At 61.3% G+C, this 16,762-nt stretch carries 16 protein-coding genes; 10 read left to right on the forward strand and 6 right to left on the reverse strand.

The window, feature by feature from the left end; genetic code table 11:
* Window positions 1-3: 3 nt before the first annotated feature.
* The 5 genes from carB (at window position 4) to B5G03_RS11690 (ending at window position 7,890) form a co-directional block, all read left to right on the forward strand.
* Window positions 4-3,210: a carbamoyl-phosphate synthase large subunit gene (gene carB / locus B5G03_RS11670; protein WP_087181877.1), complete on the forward strand. Its 3,207-nt coding sequence runs from the start codon at window positions 4-6 to the stop codon at window positions 3,208-3,210.
* Between the two features lie 157 nt (window positions 3,211-3,367).
* The gene (locus tag B5G03_RS11675) at window positions 3,368-4,063 is read left to right on the forward strand and encodes a hypothetical protein (protein WP_087181878.1); all 696 of its coding nucleotides are present in this window, start codon (window positions 3,368-3,370) and stop codon (window positions 4,061-4,063) included.
* Entirely contained in the window at window positions 4,056-4,541 is a 486-nt protein-coding gene (locus tag B5G03_RS11680; RefSeq protein ID WP_087181879.1) for a hypothetical protein, read from the forward strand. Before B5G03_RS11675 ends, B5G03_RS11680 begins: the two co-directional genes overlap by 8 nt.
* 105 nt (window positions 4,542-4,646) lie before the next feature.
* The gene (ftsH, locus tag B5G03_RS11685; RefSeq protein ID WP_087181880.1) at window positions 4,647-6,518 is read left to right on the forward strand and encodes an ATP-dependent zinc metalloprotease FtsH; all 1,872 of its coding nucleotides are present in this window, start codon (window positions 4,647-4,649) and stop codon (window positions 6,516-6,518) included.
* A 193-nt stretch (window positions 6,519-6,711) separates the two neighbouring features.
* Window positions 6,712-7,890, forward strand: coding sequence for a DEAD/DEAH box helicase (locus B5G03_RS11690; protein ID WP_087181881.1), 1,179 nt, complete (start codon window positions 6,712-6,714; stop codon window positions 7,888-7,890).
* A 91-nt stretch (window positions 7,891-7,981) separates the two neighbouring features.
* Here B5G03_RS11690 and B5G03_RS11695 read toward each other — a convergent pair whose 3' ends face one another.
* The 6 genes from B5G03_RS11695 to B5G03_RS11720 form a co-directional block, all read right to left on the reverse strand.
* Entirely contained in the window at window positions 7,982-8,935 is a 954-nt protein-coding gene (locus B5G03_RS11695) for an L-lactate dehydrogenase (protein ID WP_087181882.1), read from the reverse strand.
* A gap of 197 nt (window positions 8,936-9,132) precedes the next feature.
* Entirely contained in the window at window positions 9,133-9,540 is a 408-nt protein-coding gene (locus B5G03_RS17100) for a putative signal transducing protein (protein ID WP_162613401.1), read from the reverse strand.
* A gap of 131 nt (window positions 9,541-9,671) precedes the next feature.
* Window positions 9,672-11,426 (reverse strand): arginine--tRNA ligase, encoded by a 1,755-nt coding sequence (argS, locus tag B5G03_RS11705; protein ID WP_481808415.1) that lies wholly within the window; start codon window positions 11,424-11,426, stop codon window positions 9,672-9,674.
* 97 nt (window positions 11,427-11,523) lie between these two features.
* The gene (locus B5G03_RS11710; RefSeq protein ID WP_087181884.1) at window positions 11,524-11,967 is read right to left on the reverse strand and encodes a YwiB family protein; all 444 of its coding nucleotides are present in this window, start codon (window positions 11,965-11,967) and stop codon (window positions 11,524-11,526) included.
* A gap of 26 nt (window positions 11,968-11,993) precedes the next feature.
* A complete protein-coding gene (gene murI / locus B5G03_RS11715) occupies window positions 11,994-12,809 on the reverse strand; it encodes a glutamate racemase (protein WP_087181885.1) in 816 nt (271 codons plus the stop codon).
* Window positions 12,802-13,881, reverse strand: a complete 1,080-nt coding sequence (locus B5G03_RS11720; protein ID WP_087181886.1) for a D-alanine--D-alanine ligase family protein — start codon at window positions 13,879-13,881, stop codon at window positions 12,802-12,804. Before B5G03_RS11720 ends, murI begins: the two co-directional genes overlap by 8 nt.
* Window positions 13,882-14,202: 321 nt before the next feature.
* Between B5G03_RS11720 and rpmG the strand changes: the two genes are divergently transcribed.
* The 5 genes from rpmG to rplA all read left to right on the forward strand — a co-directional run bounded on the left by rpmG (window position 14,203) and on the right by rplA (window position 16,492).
* Window positions 14,203-14,352, forward strand: coding sequence for a 50S ribosomal protein L33 (gene rpmG / locus B5G03_RS11725; protein ID WP_058963484.1), 150 nt, complete (start codon window positions 14,203-14,205; stop codon window positions 14,350-14,352).
* 17 nt (window positions 14,353-14,369) lie between these two features.
* The gene (gene secE, locus B5G03_RS11730; protein ID WP_087181887.1) at window positions 14,370-14,621 is read left to right on the forward strand and encodes a preprotein translocase subunit SecE; all 252 of its coding nucleotides are present in this window, start codon (window positions 14,370-14,372) and stop codon (window positions 14,619-14,621) included.
* 36 nt (window positions 14,622-14,657) lie between these two features.
* On the forward strand, window positions 14,658-15,179 hold the full coding sequence (gene nusG / locus B5G03_RS11735) for a transcription termination/antitermination protein NusG (RefSeq protein WP_058963486.1): 522 nt from the start codon (window positions 14,658-14,660) through the stop codon (window positions 15,177-15,179).
* A 130-nt stretch (window positions 15,180-15,309) separates the two neighbouring features.
* Window positions 15,310-15,735, forward strand: a complete 426-nt coding sequence (rplK, locus tag B5G03_RS11740) for a 50S ribosomal protein L11 (protein ID WP_087181888.1) — start codon at window positions 15,310-15,312, stop codon at window positions 15,733-15,735.
* Window positions 15,736-15,796: 61 nt separating this feature from the next.
* Window positions 15,797-16,492: a 50S ribosomal protein L1 gene (gene rplA / locus B5G03_RS11745; protein WP_087181889.1), complete on the forward strand. Its 696-nt coding sequence runs from the start codon at window positions 15,797-15,799 to the stop codon at window positions 16,490-16,492.
* Window positions 16,493-16,762 lie beyond the last annotated feature (270 nt).

Genomic DNA, 16,762 nt, shown 5'->3' on the forward strand with positions numbered 1-16,762 from the left:
GCCATGCCAAAGGATACGAGCATTAAAAAAGTTCTGGTGATCGGCTCCGGCCCCATCATCATTGGCCAGGCGGCCGAGTTCGACTACTCCGGCACCCAGGCCTGCCGCGCGCTGAAGGCCGAGGGCATCGAGGTGGTGCTGGTGAACTCCAACCCCGCCACCATCATGACCGACCCCAACATCGCCGACCGGGTGTATGTGGAGCCCATGACCCCCGAGGTCATCAAGCGCATCATCCGTAAGGAAAAGCCGGACTCCATCCTGCCCAACCTGGGCGGCCAGACCGGCCTGAACATGGCTATGACCCTGGCCCGGGAAGGCTTTTTGGAGGCTGAGGGCGTGCGTCTGCTGGGCTGCAAGCCCGAGACAATCGACCGGGCCGAGGACCGCCAGCTGTTCAAGGACACCATGGAAAAGCTGGGCGAGCCCTGCATCCCCAGCAAGGTGGTGGAGAACCTGGACGACGCTCTGGCTTTCGCCAAGGAGATCGACTACCCCGTGATCGTGCGCCCCGCCTTCACCATGGGCGGTACCGGCGGCGGCATCTGTGAGGACGAGGCCCAGCTGCGCGAGATCGGCACCAACGGTCTGCGCCTGTCTCCCATCCATCAGGTGCTGATCGAGAAGTGCATCGCCGGCTGGAAAGAGATCGAGTACGAAGTGATGCGGGACGGCAAGGGCAACGTGATCACCGTCTGCAACATGGAGAACTTTGACCCCGTGGGCGTACACACCGGCGACTCCATCGTTGTGGCTCCCAGCCAGACCCTGTCCGATAAGGAATATCAGATGCTGCGCTCCAGTGCGCTGCGCATCATCACCGAGCTGGGCATCGAGGGCGGCTGCAACTGCCAGTTCGCCTTAAAGCCGGACAGCTTTGAATATGCGGTCATCGAGGTAAACCCCCGCGTGAGCCGCTCCTCCGCGCTGGCCTCCAAGGCCACCGGTTACCCCATCGCCAAGGTTGCCACCAAGATCGCCATCGGCTACAGCCTGGACGAGATCACCAACGACATCACCGGCCAGACCTGCGCCTGCTTCGAGCCCGCGCTGGACTACTGCGTAGTCAAGTTCCCCAAGTGGCCCTTCGATAAGTTCGTTTACGCCAAGAAGGACCTGGGCACCCAGATGATGGCCACCGGTGAGGTCATGGCCATCGGTCAAAGCTTCGAGGAGGCCCTGATGAAGGCTGTTCGCTCCATCGAGCTGGGCCTGGATACCATGGACCTGCCCCACCTGGCCGAGTGCAGCGACGAGGAGATCCGTCAGAAGCTGCACGTCTGCGACTCCGACCGCAGCTTCGTGGTGTTCGAGGCCATCAAGCGCGGCTTCAGCTTTGAAGAAATCTACGCCGCCACCAAGATCGACTACTGGTTCCTGTCCAAGCTCGCCAAGCTGGCCGACACCGAGAAGCGTCTGGCCGCCGGTGAGATGAGCATGGGGCTGTACAAGCTGGCCAAGCGCCAGGGCTTCACCGACAAGGCCATCAAGCGCATCAGCGGCTGCACCGAGCTGCCCGCCCGTCTGCGCGCCGGCTTCAAGATGGTAGATACCTGCGCCGCCGAGTTCGCTGCCCGCACTCCCTACTTCTACTCCAGCTTTGACGAGGAGAACGAGGCCGCTCAGTTCATCGCTGACCATCCCACCGACAAGAAAAAGGTGCTGGTATTCGGTTCCGGCCCCATCCGCATCGGCCAGGGCATCGAGTTCGACTACTGCAGCGTACACTGCGTGTGGACTCTGAAGAAGTTCGGCTACGAGGCCGTGATCGCCAACAACAACCCCGAGACCGTTTCCACCGACTTCGACACCGGCGACCGGCTGTACTTTGACCCGCTGGACCCCGAGAGCGTGGAGAACATTCTGGAAACCGAGAAGCCCTGGGCCTGCGTGGTCCAGTTCGGTGGCCAGACCGCCATTAAGCTCACCAAGCACCTGACCGAGCTGGGCGTGAAGCTGCTGGGTACCCCGGCGGATGCCATCGACGAGGCCGAGGACCGTGAGCGCTTCGACGAGCTGCTGGAGCGCTGCGGCATTCCCCGCCCGAAGGGACACACCGTGTTCACCACTGAGCAGGCGCTGGCCGCGGGCAGCGAGCTGGGTTACCCGGTTCTGCTGCGTCCCAGCTATGTGCTGGGCGGCCAGAACATGATCATCGCCTACGGTCCCGAGGATGTGACCGAGTACATGGCCATCATCGCCGAGCACACCGACATGGAGAACCCGGTTCTGGTGGACAAATACCTGATGGGTACCGAGTGTGAGGTGGACGCCATCTGCGACGGCGAGGACTACCTGATCCCCGGCATGATGGAGCACGTGGAGCGCGCCGGCATCCATTCCGGCGACTCTATCAGCGTCTACCCGCCCCGCACCCTGTCCGCCCGCATCAAGCAGATGCTGGTGGAATACACCGGCCGTCTGGCCCGCGAGCTGAAGGTGGTGGGCCTGGTGAACATCCAGTATGTGGTGTACAACAACCAGGTCTACGTTATCGAGGTGAACCCCCGTTCCAGCCGTACCGTGCCCTACATCAGCAAGGTGACCGGCGTTCCCATGGTGGAGCTGGCTGTTCGCTGCATGCTGGGCGAGAAGCTGAAGGATATGGGCTGGGGTACCGGCATCCGTCCCGACGCTCCCTATGTGGCCGTCAAGGTACCCGTGTTCAGCTTTGAGAAGCTGCACGGAGTGGACACCCAGCTGGGACCCGAGATGAAGAGCACCGGCGAGGTGCTGGGCATCGCCCGCAACTTCAGCGACGCACTGCTGAAGGGCCTGGTGGGCGCCGGCTACAAGTTCCAGAAGCCCCGCAGCGGCAGCTGCTGCCTGATCACCGTGAAGAATGCGGACAAGCTGGAGATTCTGGACACCGCCTGGCAGCTGAAGGACATGGGCTACAAGCTCTATGCCACCAGCGGCACCGCCAAGACCCTGAACAGCAACATGATCGCCTGCAACACCGTGCGCCGCATCAGCGACGAGCATCCCAACATTCTGGACCTGCTGGAAAGCGGCCTGGTGGACTACGTGATCTCCACCTCCGACCACGGCCGTGACCCGGATCTGGACAGCGTGAAGATGCGCCGCAAGGCCGTGGAGCTGAGCGTGCCCTGCCTGACCGCCATCGACACCGCCAAGGTGCTGGTGGAGACTCTGCGCAGCGGCGCCACCCTGGACGATGTGGAGCTGATCGACATCTCCACCCTGTAAGGGCACAAAATCCCCGCTTTTTCAAACGCCGCTGGCTTGGCCAGCGGCGTTTTCTTTATGCATTTTGCTGACAGAATCTGTTCGAACCGGTATAATAAAAGAAAACGAAAACCGGCGCGCCCCCGACGGGGCAAGTGCCGGAACAGGAGGCGGGGTCATGAAGCGAAACGCACCGGAAAATGCCTGGAACGCCCAGACGCCGGAACAAGAGCCCTGGAACGAGCCGGACTACACGCCGGACCAGCTGCCGGAGCGGCGGAGCGGGGGTTCGGCCAGACTGCTGCCGCTGGCCGTCTGCGCCGTGCTGCTGGTGGTCCTGCTGGTGGAGGGAGCATTTTTCTGGCTGAAAGGCCGTCAGCTGGCATGGCAGAACGCGGTCTATGTGCCGGATGCTCAGCAGAGCATGTACCAGGCGGATGAGAGCTTTGCCTTCGGCCCGTATCAGCGAGCCGTGAAGGTGAGCGGTCAGGGGGAGGACCTGGGGCCGATCACCGGCATCGCCCAGAACGAAAAGATCGTGCGGGCGGCCGTGAGCCTGGGTGTTATGAACGATGCCGCCTGGGACTGCGACGGGGCGTTTTATCTGCAATGCGACGGCGTGTATTACCGCAATCTGGGCGGTTATGAGCTGGAAGAGGAACACCCGGAATGGGCCATGCGGGCGCTGGAGGGCTTTGAGCTGTGCGGTCCTGGAATGGAGGAGGGCTGGGTGTACTTCCTGGTGCCGGAATCCGTGAGCGAGGGAACTCTCTGGCTGCACTGGCTGGAAAAGAACGACGATTACGATACCGAAAGCGTGCAGACGGCGGGCGTGGCCGTGCAGTTTGACCAGGAGGTGACCGGCAATGATTGAGGATACCCGCAAAGGAATGGGCCTTTGGGTGCTGGCCGGTCTGCTGGTGCTGGCAATCCTGGGCACAGGCATCTGGGGTGCGATGCGGCTGAGCGCACTGAGCGTCGCACCCGGCTGGTATGCCTCCATGGATGGCGCGCAGATCGAGCCGGTACAGCCGGAAGGCGCAGAGGAGGGGCATGATTATTACCGACTGCGCTTTGTGCTCACCAACAACAGCGACCAGGACATCTATGTGGCAGGATGGAACCTGGGCGTGCGCCCGGCGAAGGGCTACGAGTATGCGGTGGATGTGTGGCATCCCTGGGACGAGAGCATCACCCTGGAAAAAGAGCCCTGCGTGCCGGTGGGCTGCATCGGTGATGTGGAGCTGATTTTAGAGGTGGACCCGGAGGAATTGGAGACCAAAACCCTTCGCGTTGCCCTGGACCCCTATGGGGAAACGCCCCTGGAATTGGGGGAAGTGGAGCTGCCCTGAACCGTGCGCGAAATCTTTTAGAAACGTTCATATATTCTTCATATCGGGAATGTATCCTAGAATAGTAGACTTGAACTGATACCACTTGAAAAAGGCGGAGTGAATATGAAAACAACAGGACCCCAAAACCCCAAAAAGGCACTGATCTATTACTATGTGGCCGCGGTGGTGATCCTGCTTTTGCTCAATGCGCTGGTGTTCCCCAACATCATGCGCGGTTCGATGACCGAGGTGAGCTACAACCGCTTCGTCACCGACCTGGAAGAGGGCAAGGTAAGTGTGGTGCAGGAGGATGCGTCCAACGGTACCATCACCTACCAGGCACTGGACGAAAACGGCAAGGAGCGGATCTATCAGACCGCGTGGGTCAATGACCCGGACCGGGTGGAGCGGCTGCTGGAAGCCAAGAACCCGGAAGGCGGCGAGGTGGAATACGGCGGCGTGATCCCCACCAAGACCTCGCCCATCATGAATCTATTGTTCAGCGTGGTGCTGCCGGTGCTGTTCATGGTGCTGCTGGGCCAGCTGCTCATGCGTTTTATGATGAAGCGGATGGGCGGACCCAATGCCATGAGCTTTGGCAAATCCAACGCGAAAGTGTATGTGGAGGCCCAGACCGGCAAGACCTTCGCGGACGTGGCCGGCCAGGATGAGGCCAAGGAAGCCCTGGCCGAGATCGTGGACTTCCTGCATAACCCCAGCAAGTACAACAGCATCGGCGCTACCCTGCCCAAGGGCGCGCTGCTGGTGGGCCCTCCGGGTACCGGTAAGACCCTGCTGGCCAAGGCCGTCGCCGGTGAGGCGGGCGTGCCCTTCTTCAGCATCGCCGGTTCCGAATTCGTGGAGATGTTCGTGGGCATGGGCGCGGCCCGTGTGCGCGACCTGTTCAAGCAGGCAGCGGAGAAGGCCCCCTGCATCGTGTTCATCGACGAGATCGATACCATCGGCAAGAGCCGTGACAACGCGGCCGGCATCAGCGGCGGCAACGACGAGCGGGAGCAGACCCTGAACCAGCTGCTCACCGAGATGGACGGCTTCGACGGCAGCAAGGGCGTTATCATTCTGGCGGCCACCAACCGGCCCGAGACCCTGGACAAAGCCCTGCTGCGCCCCGGCCGGTTCGACCGGCGCATCCCGGTGGAGCTGCCGGACCTGGAAGGCCGTGCGGCCATCCTGAAGGTACACGCCAAAAAGGTTATGGTGGACGAGAACGTAGACTTCATGGCCATTGCCCGGGCCACCAGCGGCGCTTCCGGCGCTGAGCTGGCCAACATGGTGAATGAGGCCGCGCTGCGGGCGGTGAAGCAGAACCGCCGCATCGTGAACCAGAGCGACCTGATGGAAGCGGTGGAGACCGTGATCGCGGGCTACCAGCGCAAGAACAAGGTGCTCAACCCCAAGGAAAAGCGGATTGTGGCCTACCACGAGATCGGCCATGCCCTTGTGGCGGCCAAGCAGACCAACAGCGCCCCGGTGGCCAAAATCACCATCGTGCCCCGCACCTCCGGCGCTCTGGGCTATACCCTGCAGGTGCCCGAGGAGGAGACCAACCTACTGAGCCGTGAGGAGGCCTTCAACAAGATCGCCACCTTCACCGGCGGCCGTGCCGCCGAGGAGCTGATCTTCGGCAGCTACACCAGCGGGGCCTCCAACGACATCGAGCAGGCCACCCGACTGGCCCGGAACATGGTCACCCGGCTGGGCATGAGCAAGGAATTCGACATGATGGCTCTGGCCACCGTGAACAGCCAGTATCTGGGCGGCGACGCCTCGCTGGCCTGCAGTGAGGGCACCGCGGAGAAGATCGACCAGGAGGTCCTGGAGCTGATCAAATCCGCCCATGCCAAGGCCATGGAGATCCTGAAGGACAATGTGGACAAGCTGCACGAGCTGGCCGCTTTCCTGATGGAGCGGGAGACCATCACCGGCGAGGAGTTTATGGAAATTCTGAACCGGCAGCCCGAACCCCACGCATAATAAAAGCAAAGCCGCAGTCACCGTTAGTGACTGCGGCTTTTTGCTGCCGGTGCGGCAGGCGGAGAGCTATTCCGTTTCCGCCCCGGGCATGCTATAATAATTATGTATACACAAAAAATAAAGCCCCCGCGGCCGGTGGTGCGCGCCTGCGCACGGGACCGGGCGGGAATATACGAAACGGAGAAAACAAACTATGTTATACAGTGAGCTGAAATGCAGCCCCGAAATTTTGCAGGCCGTGGAGCGGATGGGCTTCACCGAGATGACCGAGGTGCAGGAGAAGGCCATTCCGGTGATGATGGCCGGTAAAGATGTAATTGCCAAGGCTCCCACAGGCACCGGCAAGACCTGCGCCTTCGGTATTCCCATCATCGAGCGGATCAACCCCGAAAGCAACAAGCCCCAGGCAGTGATCCTGGCCCCCACCCGTGAGCTGGCCCAGCAGATCGCTGAGGAGCTGACCGAGCTGGCCCACTTCCTGCCCAAGGTGCGCATCGTCTGCGTGTACGGCGGCGCCAACATCCAGCGCCAGGCCGAGAAGCTGAAGAAGGGCTGTCAGATCGTGGTGGCCACCCCGGGCCGCCTGATGGACCACATGCACCACAAGAACATCGACGTGAGCGCCGTGACCAGCATCGTGTTGGATGAGGCCGACGAGATGTTGAACATGGGCTTCTACAAGGACGTGCGCCGGATCATTGATTCCATGAAGGCGCGCAAGAGCCTGTGCATGTTCAGCGCCACCATCAGCCGTGAGGTGATGGACATCGGCTGGCTTTACCAGCGAGACGCCGAGGAGATCAGCGTGCAGCCGGTGCTGGAAAGCCAGCCCAAGATCCACCAGTACAAGCTGCTGACCACCGGCCGCAACAAGCTGGCGGACCTGGCCCAGATCATCATCTCCGGCGAGTACAAGCGGGTGATGGTGTTCTGCAACACCAAGTTCACCACCGCCATCCTGACCAACCAGCTGGCCCGGCTGAACTTTGTGGTGGACTGCCTGCACGGCGATCTTTCCCAGAGCGACCGGAACAAGATCATGGCCAGCTTCCGTGAGGGCAACATCGCCGTTCTGGTGGCCACCGACGTGGCTGCCCGTGGCATCGACGTGGACGACGTGGACGCGGTGGTCAACTACGACGTGCCCGGCGCCAATGAGCACTACACCCACCGCATCGGCCGTACCGGCCGCGCCAAGCGGGAGGGTGTGTCCTACCTGATGTACACCGCCGAGGAGACCAAGCGGGTGGACGAGCTGCTGCGGCTGACCCGCAACGAGGCCATTCCGGTGCACTGGAATGAGGACCACACCGCTCTCATCGAGGAAAAGGTGGAAAAGGTGGATAAGTTCCAGATCCGCAGCTACTTTTAAACAATCTTCGGGCGAGTTTGTGGAAAACCTGCCCGGATAAAAAAGAAAGCGCATCCCAAACGGGATGCGCTTTTTGTTTGCGTGATAGAGATTACAGGCCCAGCTGCAGCAGCATCTTCTGCAGGCTCTCGCAGCAGGCGGCCAGCTGATCCTGCTCTTCCGGCAGCAGGGATACCTCAAGTACCCGCTCGCGGCCGTTGGCGCCGATCACGCAGGGCACGCTCATGGCTACCTGCTCCAGGTCGTACTCGCCCTGCAGCACGCAGCTCACCGGCAGCACGCAGCGCTCGTTCAGCACGATGGCGCGCACTAGACGGGCCACGCTCTGGGCAATGCCGCTGGAGGTGAAGCCCTTCAGCTTCAGCACCCGCAGGCCGGCGGCCTTGGTGTCCGCCAGGATTTTTTCCTTGTCCAGGGCAGAGCTCAGGCCGAAGGCACGGGGCAGCTCGTCCACCGGGATACCGGCCACGTTCACCATGCTCCAGGGGATGAAGGCGCTCTCGCCGTGCTCGCCCAGCAGGTAGCCGTGCACGTTCTTGGAGTCCACGTCGCACTGGGCGGCGATAAGCTGGCGCATGCGGGCGGTGTCCAGCAGGGTGCCGGTGCCGAAGATCTTGTCGGCGGGGTAGTTGTATTTGGTCTGGGCGAAGTAGGTGACCAGGTCCACCGGATTGGTGACCACGATCAGGATGGCGCTGCGGGTGTAGCGGGTGATCTCGGTCATCACCGCGTCCATCACGGCGATGTTCTTCTCCGCCAGCACACGGCGGTCGTTGTCACCGGCCTGGATGCTGGGCCCGGCGGTCATCACGATGATGGAGGCGTCCGCGCAGTCGGCGTAGCTGCCCACCCGGATGGTGGTGTTGGTGGAGTAGGCGAAGGAGGTGGTGTGCAGAGCGTCCAGCACCTCGCCCAGGGCCTTGTCCTCGTTGGCGTCGATCACCACGATCTCGCTGACCACACTCTGGGCCAGGATGGCGTTCAGGGTGGCGCTGCCCACCATACCGGCGCCGATCAGAACCAGCTTGCCTTCTTTCATACGCATAAGGGATTCCTCCTAACATAATCTCATGAAACCTGCGCAAAAAGCGCAGAAAAAAACCAGGGTGCGGGCCGTGAGGCTTCCAAGACACCCTGGTTTTTATTATGAATCAGAACCGCTGCCTTTGTCAATCTGCATAAAACAGGAAAAAGATTTTTGGCAGACCGGCCAAAGCGCTGGCTGAGGCAGCGGTACCTCGGTCAGTCAGAGGGAGAGTCGGAATCCTCCGGTTCAGTGGTGTCGCCGGGCGCATTCAGGAAGGCATCCATCCATTCCTGTGCCTCCTGCTGCTGGCTGCGCTCCACATACAGGTCATACCCCAGCAGGGAGGTGCCCAGATAGGTGCTGGAAGCCTTTCCCAGCGTGCCGGATTCCCGCAGATAGCTGGGGATGCCGTTGTCTTCCAAAAGTTCGGCCAGCATCCCAGCCAGTGCATAATCCGGCAGATTGACCAGATGGACCGGGTCCTGGGGCATATGGTGACCGGGTCGGTCCTTGAGAGAAAAATTCCATTCCGCGCGGGGCATCGGTTCCAGGGGGCCGCCGCACTGGGGGCATAACGAAGAGCAGTCCGGTACGCTGCAACGGCAGCGAGAACACCAGAGCATACAGACACTTCCTTTCCGGAGAAAACACTTTTTCTTTATTATAGCATGCGGCCGCACACCGTGCATACAAATGAAACGGCCCGTTCCCCTGAAAGGAACGGGCCGTTTGGAATTATTGAGCGTTTGGCAGATTACATGCTCTCGGGTACGGTGACCTTGAACATGGTCAGCACGTTGGCGATGACCTGCTTCACCGCCAGGCACAGGGCCAGACGGGCCTGACGGGCAGCGGGCTCCGCGTCCTTGATGCGGCAGGCGTTGTAGAACTTGTGGAAGGAACCGGCCAGGTCGATCACGTAGCGGGTGATGCGGGCGGGCTCGTAGTTCTTGGCGCTGGTCACGATCTCGGCGGGGAAGGCGCTCACGGCACGGATCAGCTCCAGCTCGGCGGGCTCGGTGAACTGGTAACCGGCCCAGGCGGTGTGACCCTCGTAGGAGATGCCCTCGCTGGCCAGCTTCTTCACGATGGAGCAGATGCGGGCGTGGGCGTACTGCACGTAGTATACCGGGTTTTCGCTGTCCTCCTTCACTGCCAGATCCAGGTCGAAGTCCATCTGGCTGCCTGCCTCACGCAGGTTGAAGAAGAAGCGGGCGGAATCGATGGGCACCTCGTCCAGCAGGTCGGTCAGGGTGATGGCCTTGCCGGTCCGCTTGCTCATGCGCACCTGCTGGCCGTCCTTCACCAGCTTGACCAGCTGCATCAGGATCACGTCCAGGTCCTCGCCGTTCAGGCCCACGGCGTCCATGGCGCCCTTCATGCGGGCCACGTGGCCGTGATGGTCGGCACCCCAGATGTCGATGGCCTTGTCGAAGCCGCGCACGGCCAGCTTGTTGTAGTGGTAGGCGATGTCCGCCGCGAAGTAGGTGGGGATGCCGTTGGCACGCACCAGCACCTCGTCCTTGGCCTCGTCCTCGTCCTTGCGCTTGTTGGCCGCGCCGTACTTCTCGCTGTACTGGGCGCTCTTGTACATGATGGCGCCGTCCTCAGCCTTGTAGCAGGCGCCGGTGGCCAGCAGCTTGTCGATCACGGCCTGCACCGCGCCGGAGTCGTGCAGGGTGCTCTCGCGGAACCACACGTCGTAGGTGATGCGGTACTTGGCCAGGTCACGCTCCAGACCGGCCACGTTCTTGGGCAGGCCGTAGTTGATCAGAGCCTGCTTGCGGGTCTCCTCGTCGGCGTCCACGTACTTGTCGCCCTCGATGGCGGCGAACTCGGTGGCCAGAACCTTGATGTCCTCGCCCTGGTAGCCGTCCTCGGGGAAGGGAACAGCGTCCTCGCCCTTGAAGTGCTGCAGGTAGCGGGCGGACAGGCTCTTGCCGAACTTCTGGATCTGGTTGCCCGCGTCGTTCACGTAGAACTCACGGGTCACGTCGTAACCGGCCCAGTCCATCACAGCGGCCAGGCAGTCGCCCAGCGCGCCGCCGCGGGCGTTGCCCAGGTGCATGGGGCCGGTGGGGTTGGCGGAAACGAACTCCACGTTGATCTTCTTGCCCTCGCCGAAATCGGTGCGGCCGTACTGCTCGTTCAGGGTGGCGCCGTAGACCACGCTGGAGAACCAGCCCGGAGCCAGGAACAGGTTGATGAAGCCGGGGCCGGCCACCTCCACCTTGGAGAAAATGCTGCCCTCCAGGCTGGGCAGATGGGCCAGAATGGCGTCGGCGATCTGGCGGGGAGCCTTCTTGAAAACGCGGGCACCGGCCATGGCCAGATTGCTGGCCACGTCGCCGTTCTTCACGTCGCCGGGAATCTCCACGATGAAGTCGGGCAGCTCGGTCTGGGGCAGCTCACCGGCGGCCATGGCAGCCCGAGCGGCCTGGGTCAGCAGGGCGCGGGCCTCGTCCAGCGCATTCTTGCGGGGATTGTAGTTCTTGTAGGTTTCCTTCATCTCGGCCAGCATGGCCTCGTGTTCCGTATTGGTCATAGTGATCGGTAATTCCTTTCCTTTTAAACTTGAAGGCGCGCGCCGCGCCGGGAAAAGCAAATCAAAGGGGCGTGCGCTCGGCCCGCTTCACGGTGATGGTCACCAGATTGCGGCTGAGCACGGTGTCCTGGTCGGCGTCCAGCGTGTAGCTGAACTTTATCTGGCCGCCCTCGTCGGACAGCTGGCTTTCGATCTCGTCGGCGGCCACGCCCAGGGTCATGGAGCCGTAGCCGGTCTCGTAGTGGCACAGATGGCGGGTGCACTTTTCAATGACCAGCTGGCTGGCGGCAGGGCCGAAGCGCAGCATGGACACCTTCTGGGCGTCCTCGGCCACCTTCACGGTGGTGGTGCATCCGGCATAGCCGGTGGTCTCGCTCTCCTTGTAGGTGATGAAGAAGCTGCCGCCCCGGTGCACAAAGCTGCCGCGGGTCATCAGCTCCACCGAATCGGTCTCACCGGCCTGTTCCATCCGGCCGTCGATGCGGATGAGAAAATCCTCGTTCATAAACTGGCGGGGACCTCCTTTTGGGTTCAGTATTGCTCAATGGCGATCTGGCTGGCTGTGCCCTCCCCCTGGGGGCCGATGAACAGCCGGACCGCCGCGGAAAAGCTCTCCGGGGAATCGCTCATGAAATAGCGGGTTTCGCCCGTTGCGGAGCCGTCGTCCAGAAGGTCCAGCCGGGTGAGCATATCCCGGGCCTTGAGGGCGGCCTCCCGGCCGGAGTCGATCAGGGTCACGTCCGGGCCCATCACCTGCGCGATGATGTGAGCGATCAGGGGATAGTGGGTGCAGCCCAGGATCAGGGTGTCCACCCCTTTGGCGCGGATCTCGTCCAGATATTCGTGGGCGATGGCGGTGGTGATGGGGTCATTGGGCCCCACATAACCGTTCTCCACCAGCGGCACGAACATGGGGCAGCTTTTGGTGAAGACCTCGGCGCCGGGCAGGATGCTTCGGATGCGGTTCTCATAGCTGCGGCTGCGGATGGTGGCCGGGGTGGCGATTACACCGATGCGGCCGTTCTTGGTGGCCGCCGCCGCTGCGGATACCGCCGCGCCCACCACGCCCACATAGGGCACCGGCAGGGCTTCGGTGTAGGACTTGGGCAGCGTGCTGCTCACGGTGCCGCAGGCGGCCAGCAGGAATTTCACGTCCTGGCTGAGCAAAAAGCGGATGTCCTGCTCGGCGTACTGGCGAATGGTTTCCGGGCTGCGGCTGCCGTAGGGCACCCGGCCGGTATCGCCGAAGTAGACGATGTCCTCCCCGGGCAGGATGGCCTGCAGCTGGCGTACCGCCGTGAGACCGCCCATGCCGGAATCGAACACGCCGATGGGCCGCTTATCCATGGCGGACCCCCGCGCGCTGCAGCGCAAGGCCGATCAGTTCATCCAGCAGCTGGTCGATGGGCTTGCCCGCCGCTTCCATCAGCTTGGGATACATGCTGATGGAGGTGAAGCCGGGCAGGGTGTTGATCTCGTTGAGCAGGATGGTGTCGCCGTTTTCCACGAAGAAGTCCACCCGGGCCAGGCCCTCGCAGCCCAGAGCCCGGTAGGCCTTTTCCGCCTGGGCCTTCACCTTGTCCAGCACCTCCTCGCTCAGGTGAGCGGGGATCACGGTGCGGCTGGTGCCCAGCACGTATTTGTCCTCGTAGGTGTAGAAGGCCTCGCTGGCCAGGATCTCGCCGGGGCGGGTGGAAACGCAGACCTCGTTGCCGATCACCGCGCACTCCACCTCCTGGCCCTGCACAAAGCGCTCAAAGACCACCTTGCTGTCCTCGGCCAGGGCCACCTGGATGGCCTTTTCCAGCTCGGCCTTGTCGGCCGCTTTGCTGATGCCCACGCTGCTGCCCGCGTTGGCGGGCTTCACGAAGATGGGGTAGTGGAGCTTTGCTGCCAGGCGGGCCTCCAGGGCCTCAAAGTCGGCGCAATCGTAGCGGCTGGCCCAGTCCCAGGCGCAGCGGTCGATGCCCGCCGCGTCCATCAGGGTGTTGGCCACTGCTTTGTCCATGCAGACGGCGCTTGCCAGCACGCCGCAGCCCACATAGGGGATACCGGCCAGCTCCAGCAGGCCCTGGATGGTGCCGTCCTCACCGTTCTTGCCGTGCAGAGCGGGGATGACCACATCCATGGGAAGCACCGCCCAGGTGCCGTCATGACGGCAGAGCACCAGGCCGTGGTCCGAGCGGTCCGGGCTGATCATGCAGGGCACGCAGGAGGGGTCCTGCTCCCAGCTGCCGTCCGCCATTTTCTCAATGGGGCCGGAGTAGTACAGCCAGCGGCCATCCTTGGTGATGCCCACGGTGTAAAGATGGTACGAGGAGGGCTTGAGCGCCCGGGCGATGGTACTGGCCGAAACGCGGCTCACCTCGTGTTCGCTGGAAACGCCGCCAAACAGCAGCGCGACATTCAGTTTGTTCATAGCTGCAAAGACCTTTCTCTCCAAGGAAATAAACACAAATTGATCCAACATTGACCCAGTCGAAGAGACCGGTCAAGGGCGGTTGCACATAAGTACTCTAATAATACCATAAAAATGCCTGGCAGGCTATGGGCAAAAGGTAAAAGCCTTGGCGGCAGGCCGCGAAAAAATCTGTGGGATTGGTCTTGACGGCCCCGGCGGGATGTGCTATGATGATTACACCTCATTTTGCAGGCTTATTTTTTTGTGCCTTTTTTCAGGGTACGGCCTGCAAGCACGAGGGAGGCTAAACAAACCGTTAAATGGAGGTGCCGAAGACAAATGAGAGTGAAAATCACCCTGGCCTGCACTGAGTGCAAACAGCGCAACTACAACACCATGAAGAACAAGAAGAACAGCCCTGACCGGCTCGAGATGAAGAAGTATTGCCGTTTCTGCAAGAAGCATACTGTCCATCGCGAGACCAAGTAAGAAAGGCGGGAACATCCATGGCTGAAAATACTGCCAAGAAGCCCGGTTTTTTTGCAAAGGTCAAAAATTGGTTCAAAGGGATCGGGAAGTTCTTCCGCGACACCAAGAGCGAACTGAAAAAGGTGGTTTGGCCCTCTAAGAGCCAGATCATCAACAACAGCATCGTGGTGCTGGTGGTAATGATCATTTCCGCCATCGTCATCCTGCTGCTTGACCTGCTGTTCGGCGAGGTCATGCATCTGGTGCTGCAGGCCGCTGCAAGCTTGTAAGCGGCTGCATCCTGAAAAGCGGAAGGGAGTAAACGTATGGCAGAACAGGCAATGTGGTATGTTGTGCATACCTATTCCGGTTATGAAAACAAAGTGGCACAGAACCTTGAGACCATCGTGGCCAACCGCCGCCTGCAGGATCTGATCCATGAAGTGAAGGTTCCCGTTATGATGGAACCCGAAATCAAGGACGGCAAGGAGCGCATGGTCGAGCGCAAAATCTTCCCCGGCTATGTGCTGGTGAAGATGGTCATGACCGACGAAAGCTGGTACATCGTACGCAACTGCCGCGGGGTGACTGGTTTCGTGGGCCCCTCGTCCAAGCCGGTGCCCCTGTCTCAGGCAGAGGTGGACAAGCTGGGCGTGGAGACCGTGGCCGAGCCTACTGTAGACTACGAAGTGGGCGACAATGTGGAGATCAACGCTGGTCCTCTGGAGGGCTTCGTGGGTCTCGTGGAAGAGATCGACATGGAGCATCGCAAGGTGCGCGTGAAGGTCTCGATGTTCGGGCGCGAAACGCCCGCAGAACTGGAGCTGGATCAGGTCAAACCCCTGTGACAGCAAAAACCCTTATGGTAAGAGCCGCTATATGCGGTTTTTATAGGGCGCTGGCGGTTGCCGGTGCCCGTGGGAGGGCCGGATAAGCCCGGCCCGCTAGCTTACCACAAATTTTGGAGGTGCATTTAAAATGGCGCAAAAAGTAACTGGCTATATTAAGCTGCAGATCCCCGCCGGCAAAGCGACTCCGGCTCCCCCTGTTGGTCCCGCTCTGGGCCAGCACGGCGTGAACATCATGGCGTTCACCAAGGAATTCAACGAGCGTACCCAAAAGGATATCGGCTACGTGATCCCCGTTGTGATCACCGTTTACGCTGACCGTTCCTTCAGCTTCATCACCAAAACTCCTCCGGCCCCCGTGCTGATCAAGAAGGCCTGCGGCATCGAGAGCGGTTCCGGCGTTCCCAACAAGACCAAGGTGGCCACCATCACCAAGGCTCAGCTGGAAGAGATCGCCAAGACCAAGATGCCCGACCTGAATGCTGCCAACCTGGAAACTGCTGTCAGCATGATCGCCGGCACCTGCCGCAGCATGGGTGTTACCGTAACCGAGTAATCACCCCGCTGGATTCGTGGGAGGAACTTAAATCCGATAGACCACACAGGAGGAAAAAGTAATGAAACATGGTAAACACTATGTCGACAGCGCCAAGCTGATCGACCGCTCTAAGCTGTATGAGGCCGACGAGGCTCTGGCTCTGTGCTGCCAGACCGCTAAGGCCAAGTTCGACGAGACCGTTGAGCTGCACGTCCGCCTGGGCGTTGACAGCCGCCACGCTGACCAGCAGGTTCGCGGCGCTGTTGTGCTGCCTCACGGTACCGGCCGCGACGTTCGCGTTATCGCCATCTGCAAAGGCGATGCCGCTAAGGCCGCTGAGGAAGCCGGCGCGATGATGGTTGGCGACGCCGACCTGATCGCCAAGATCCAGAACGAAGGCTTCGTTGACTTCGACGTTCTGGTCACCACCCCCGACATGATGGGCCAGGTTGGCCGTCTGGGTAAGGTTCTGGGCCCCCGTGGTCTGATGCCCAACCCCAAGGCCGGCACCGTTACTCCCGACATCGGCCGCGCTGTTACCGAAGCTAAGGCCGGTAAGATCGAGTACCGTCTGGACAAGCAGAACATCATCCACGTGCCCGTGGGCAAGGCCAGCTTCGGCGCTGAGAAGCTGGGCGAGAACCTGCGCACCGTGATGGACGCCATCGTGAAGGCGAAGCCCGCCGCTGCGAAGGGCCAGTACATCAAGAGCGCCACCGTGGCTACCACCATGGGCCCTGGCATCAAGATGAACGGCGCCAAGTTCGGCGGCTAATCACAGCCTGCCGGCTGCGAGTAAGCAGTCCGCTGCCCCGCGCAAACCGCGGGGCGGCTTTTTTGCGAAAAAATCGCAAAAAGCACTTGACAAACCCGCGCGCTTTGCGGTATACTATTCATGCTGTTTTTAAGACAGCAGGTGCTCATGTGATATAAGGAGCATAAGAGGCTATCCCGCCCGCCTGCCGAGAAGCCGCGTAAATTTGCCTTGTGTATGTTTATGCCCCTTTCTCGGCCAAGCTGGGAAAGGGGCTTTTTGTGCGAAGTA

Origin of the sequence: Gemmiger sp. An50 (genome assembly GCF_002161595.1) — a bacterium.
Classification (GTDB): Bacteria; Bacillota; Clostridia; order Oscillospirales; family Ruminococcaceae; genus Allofournierella.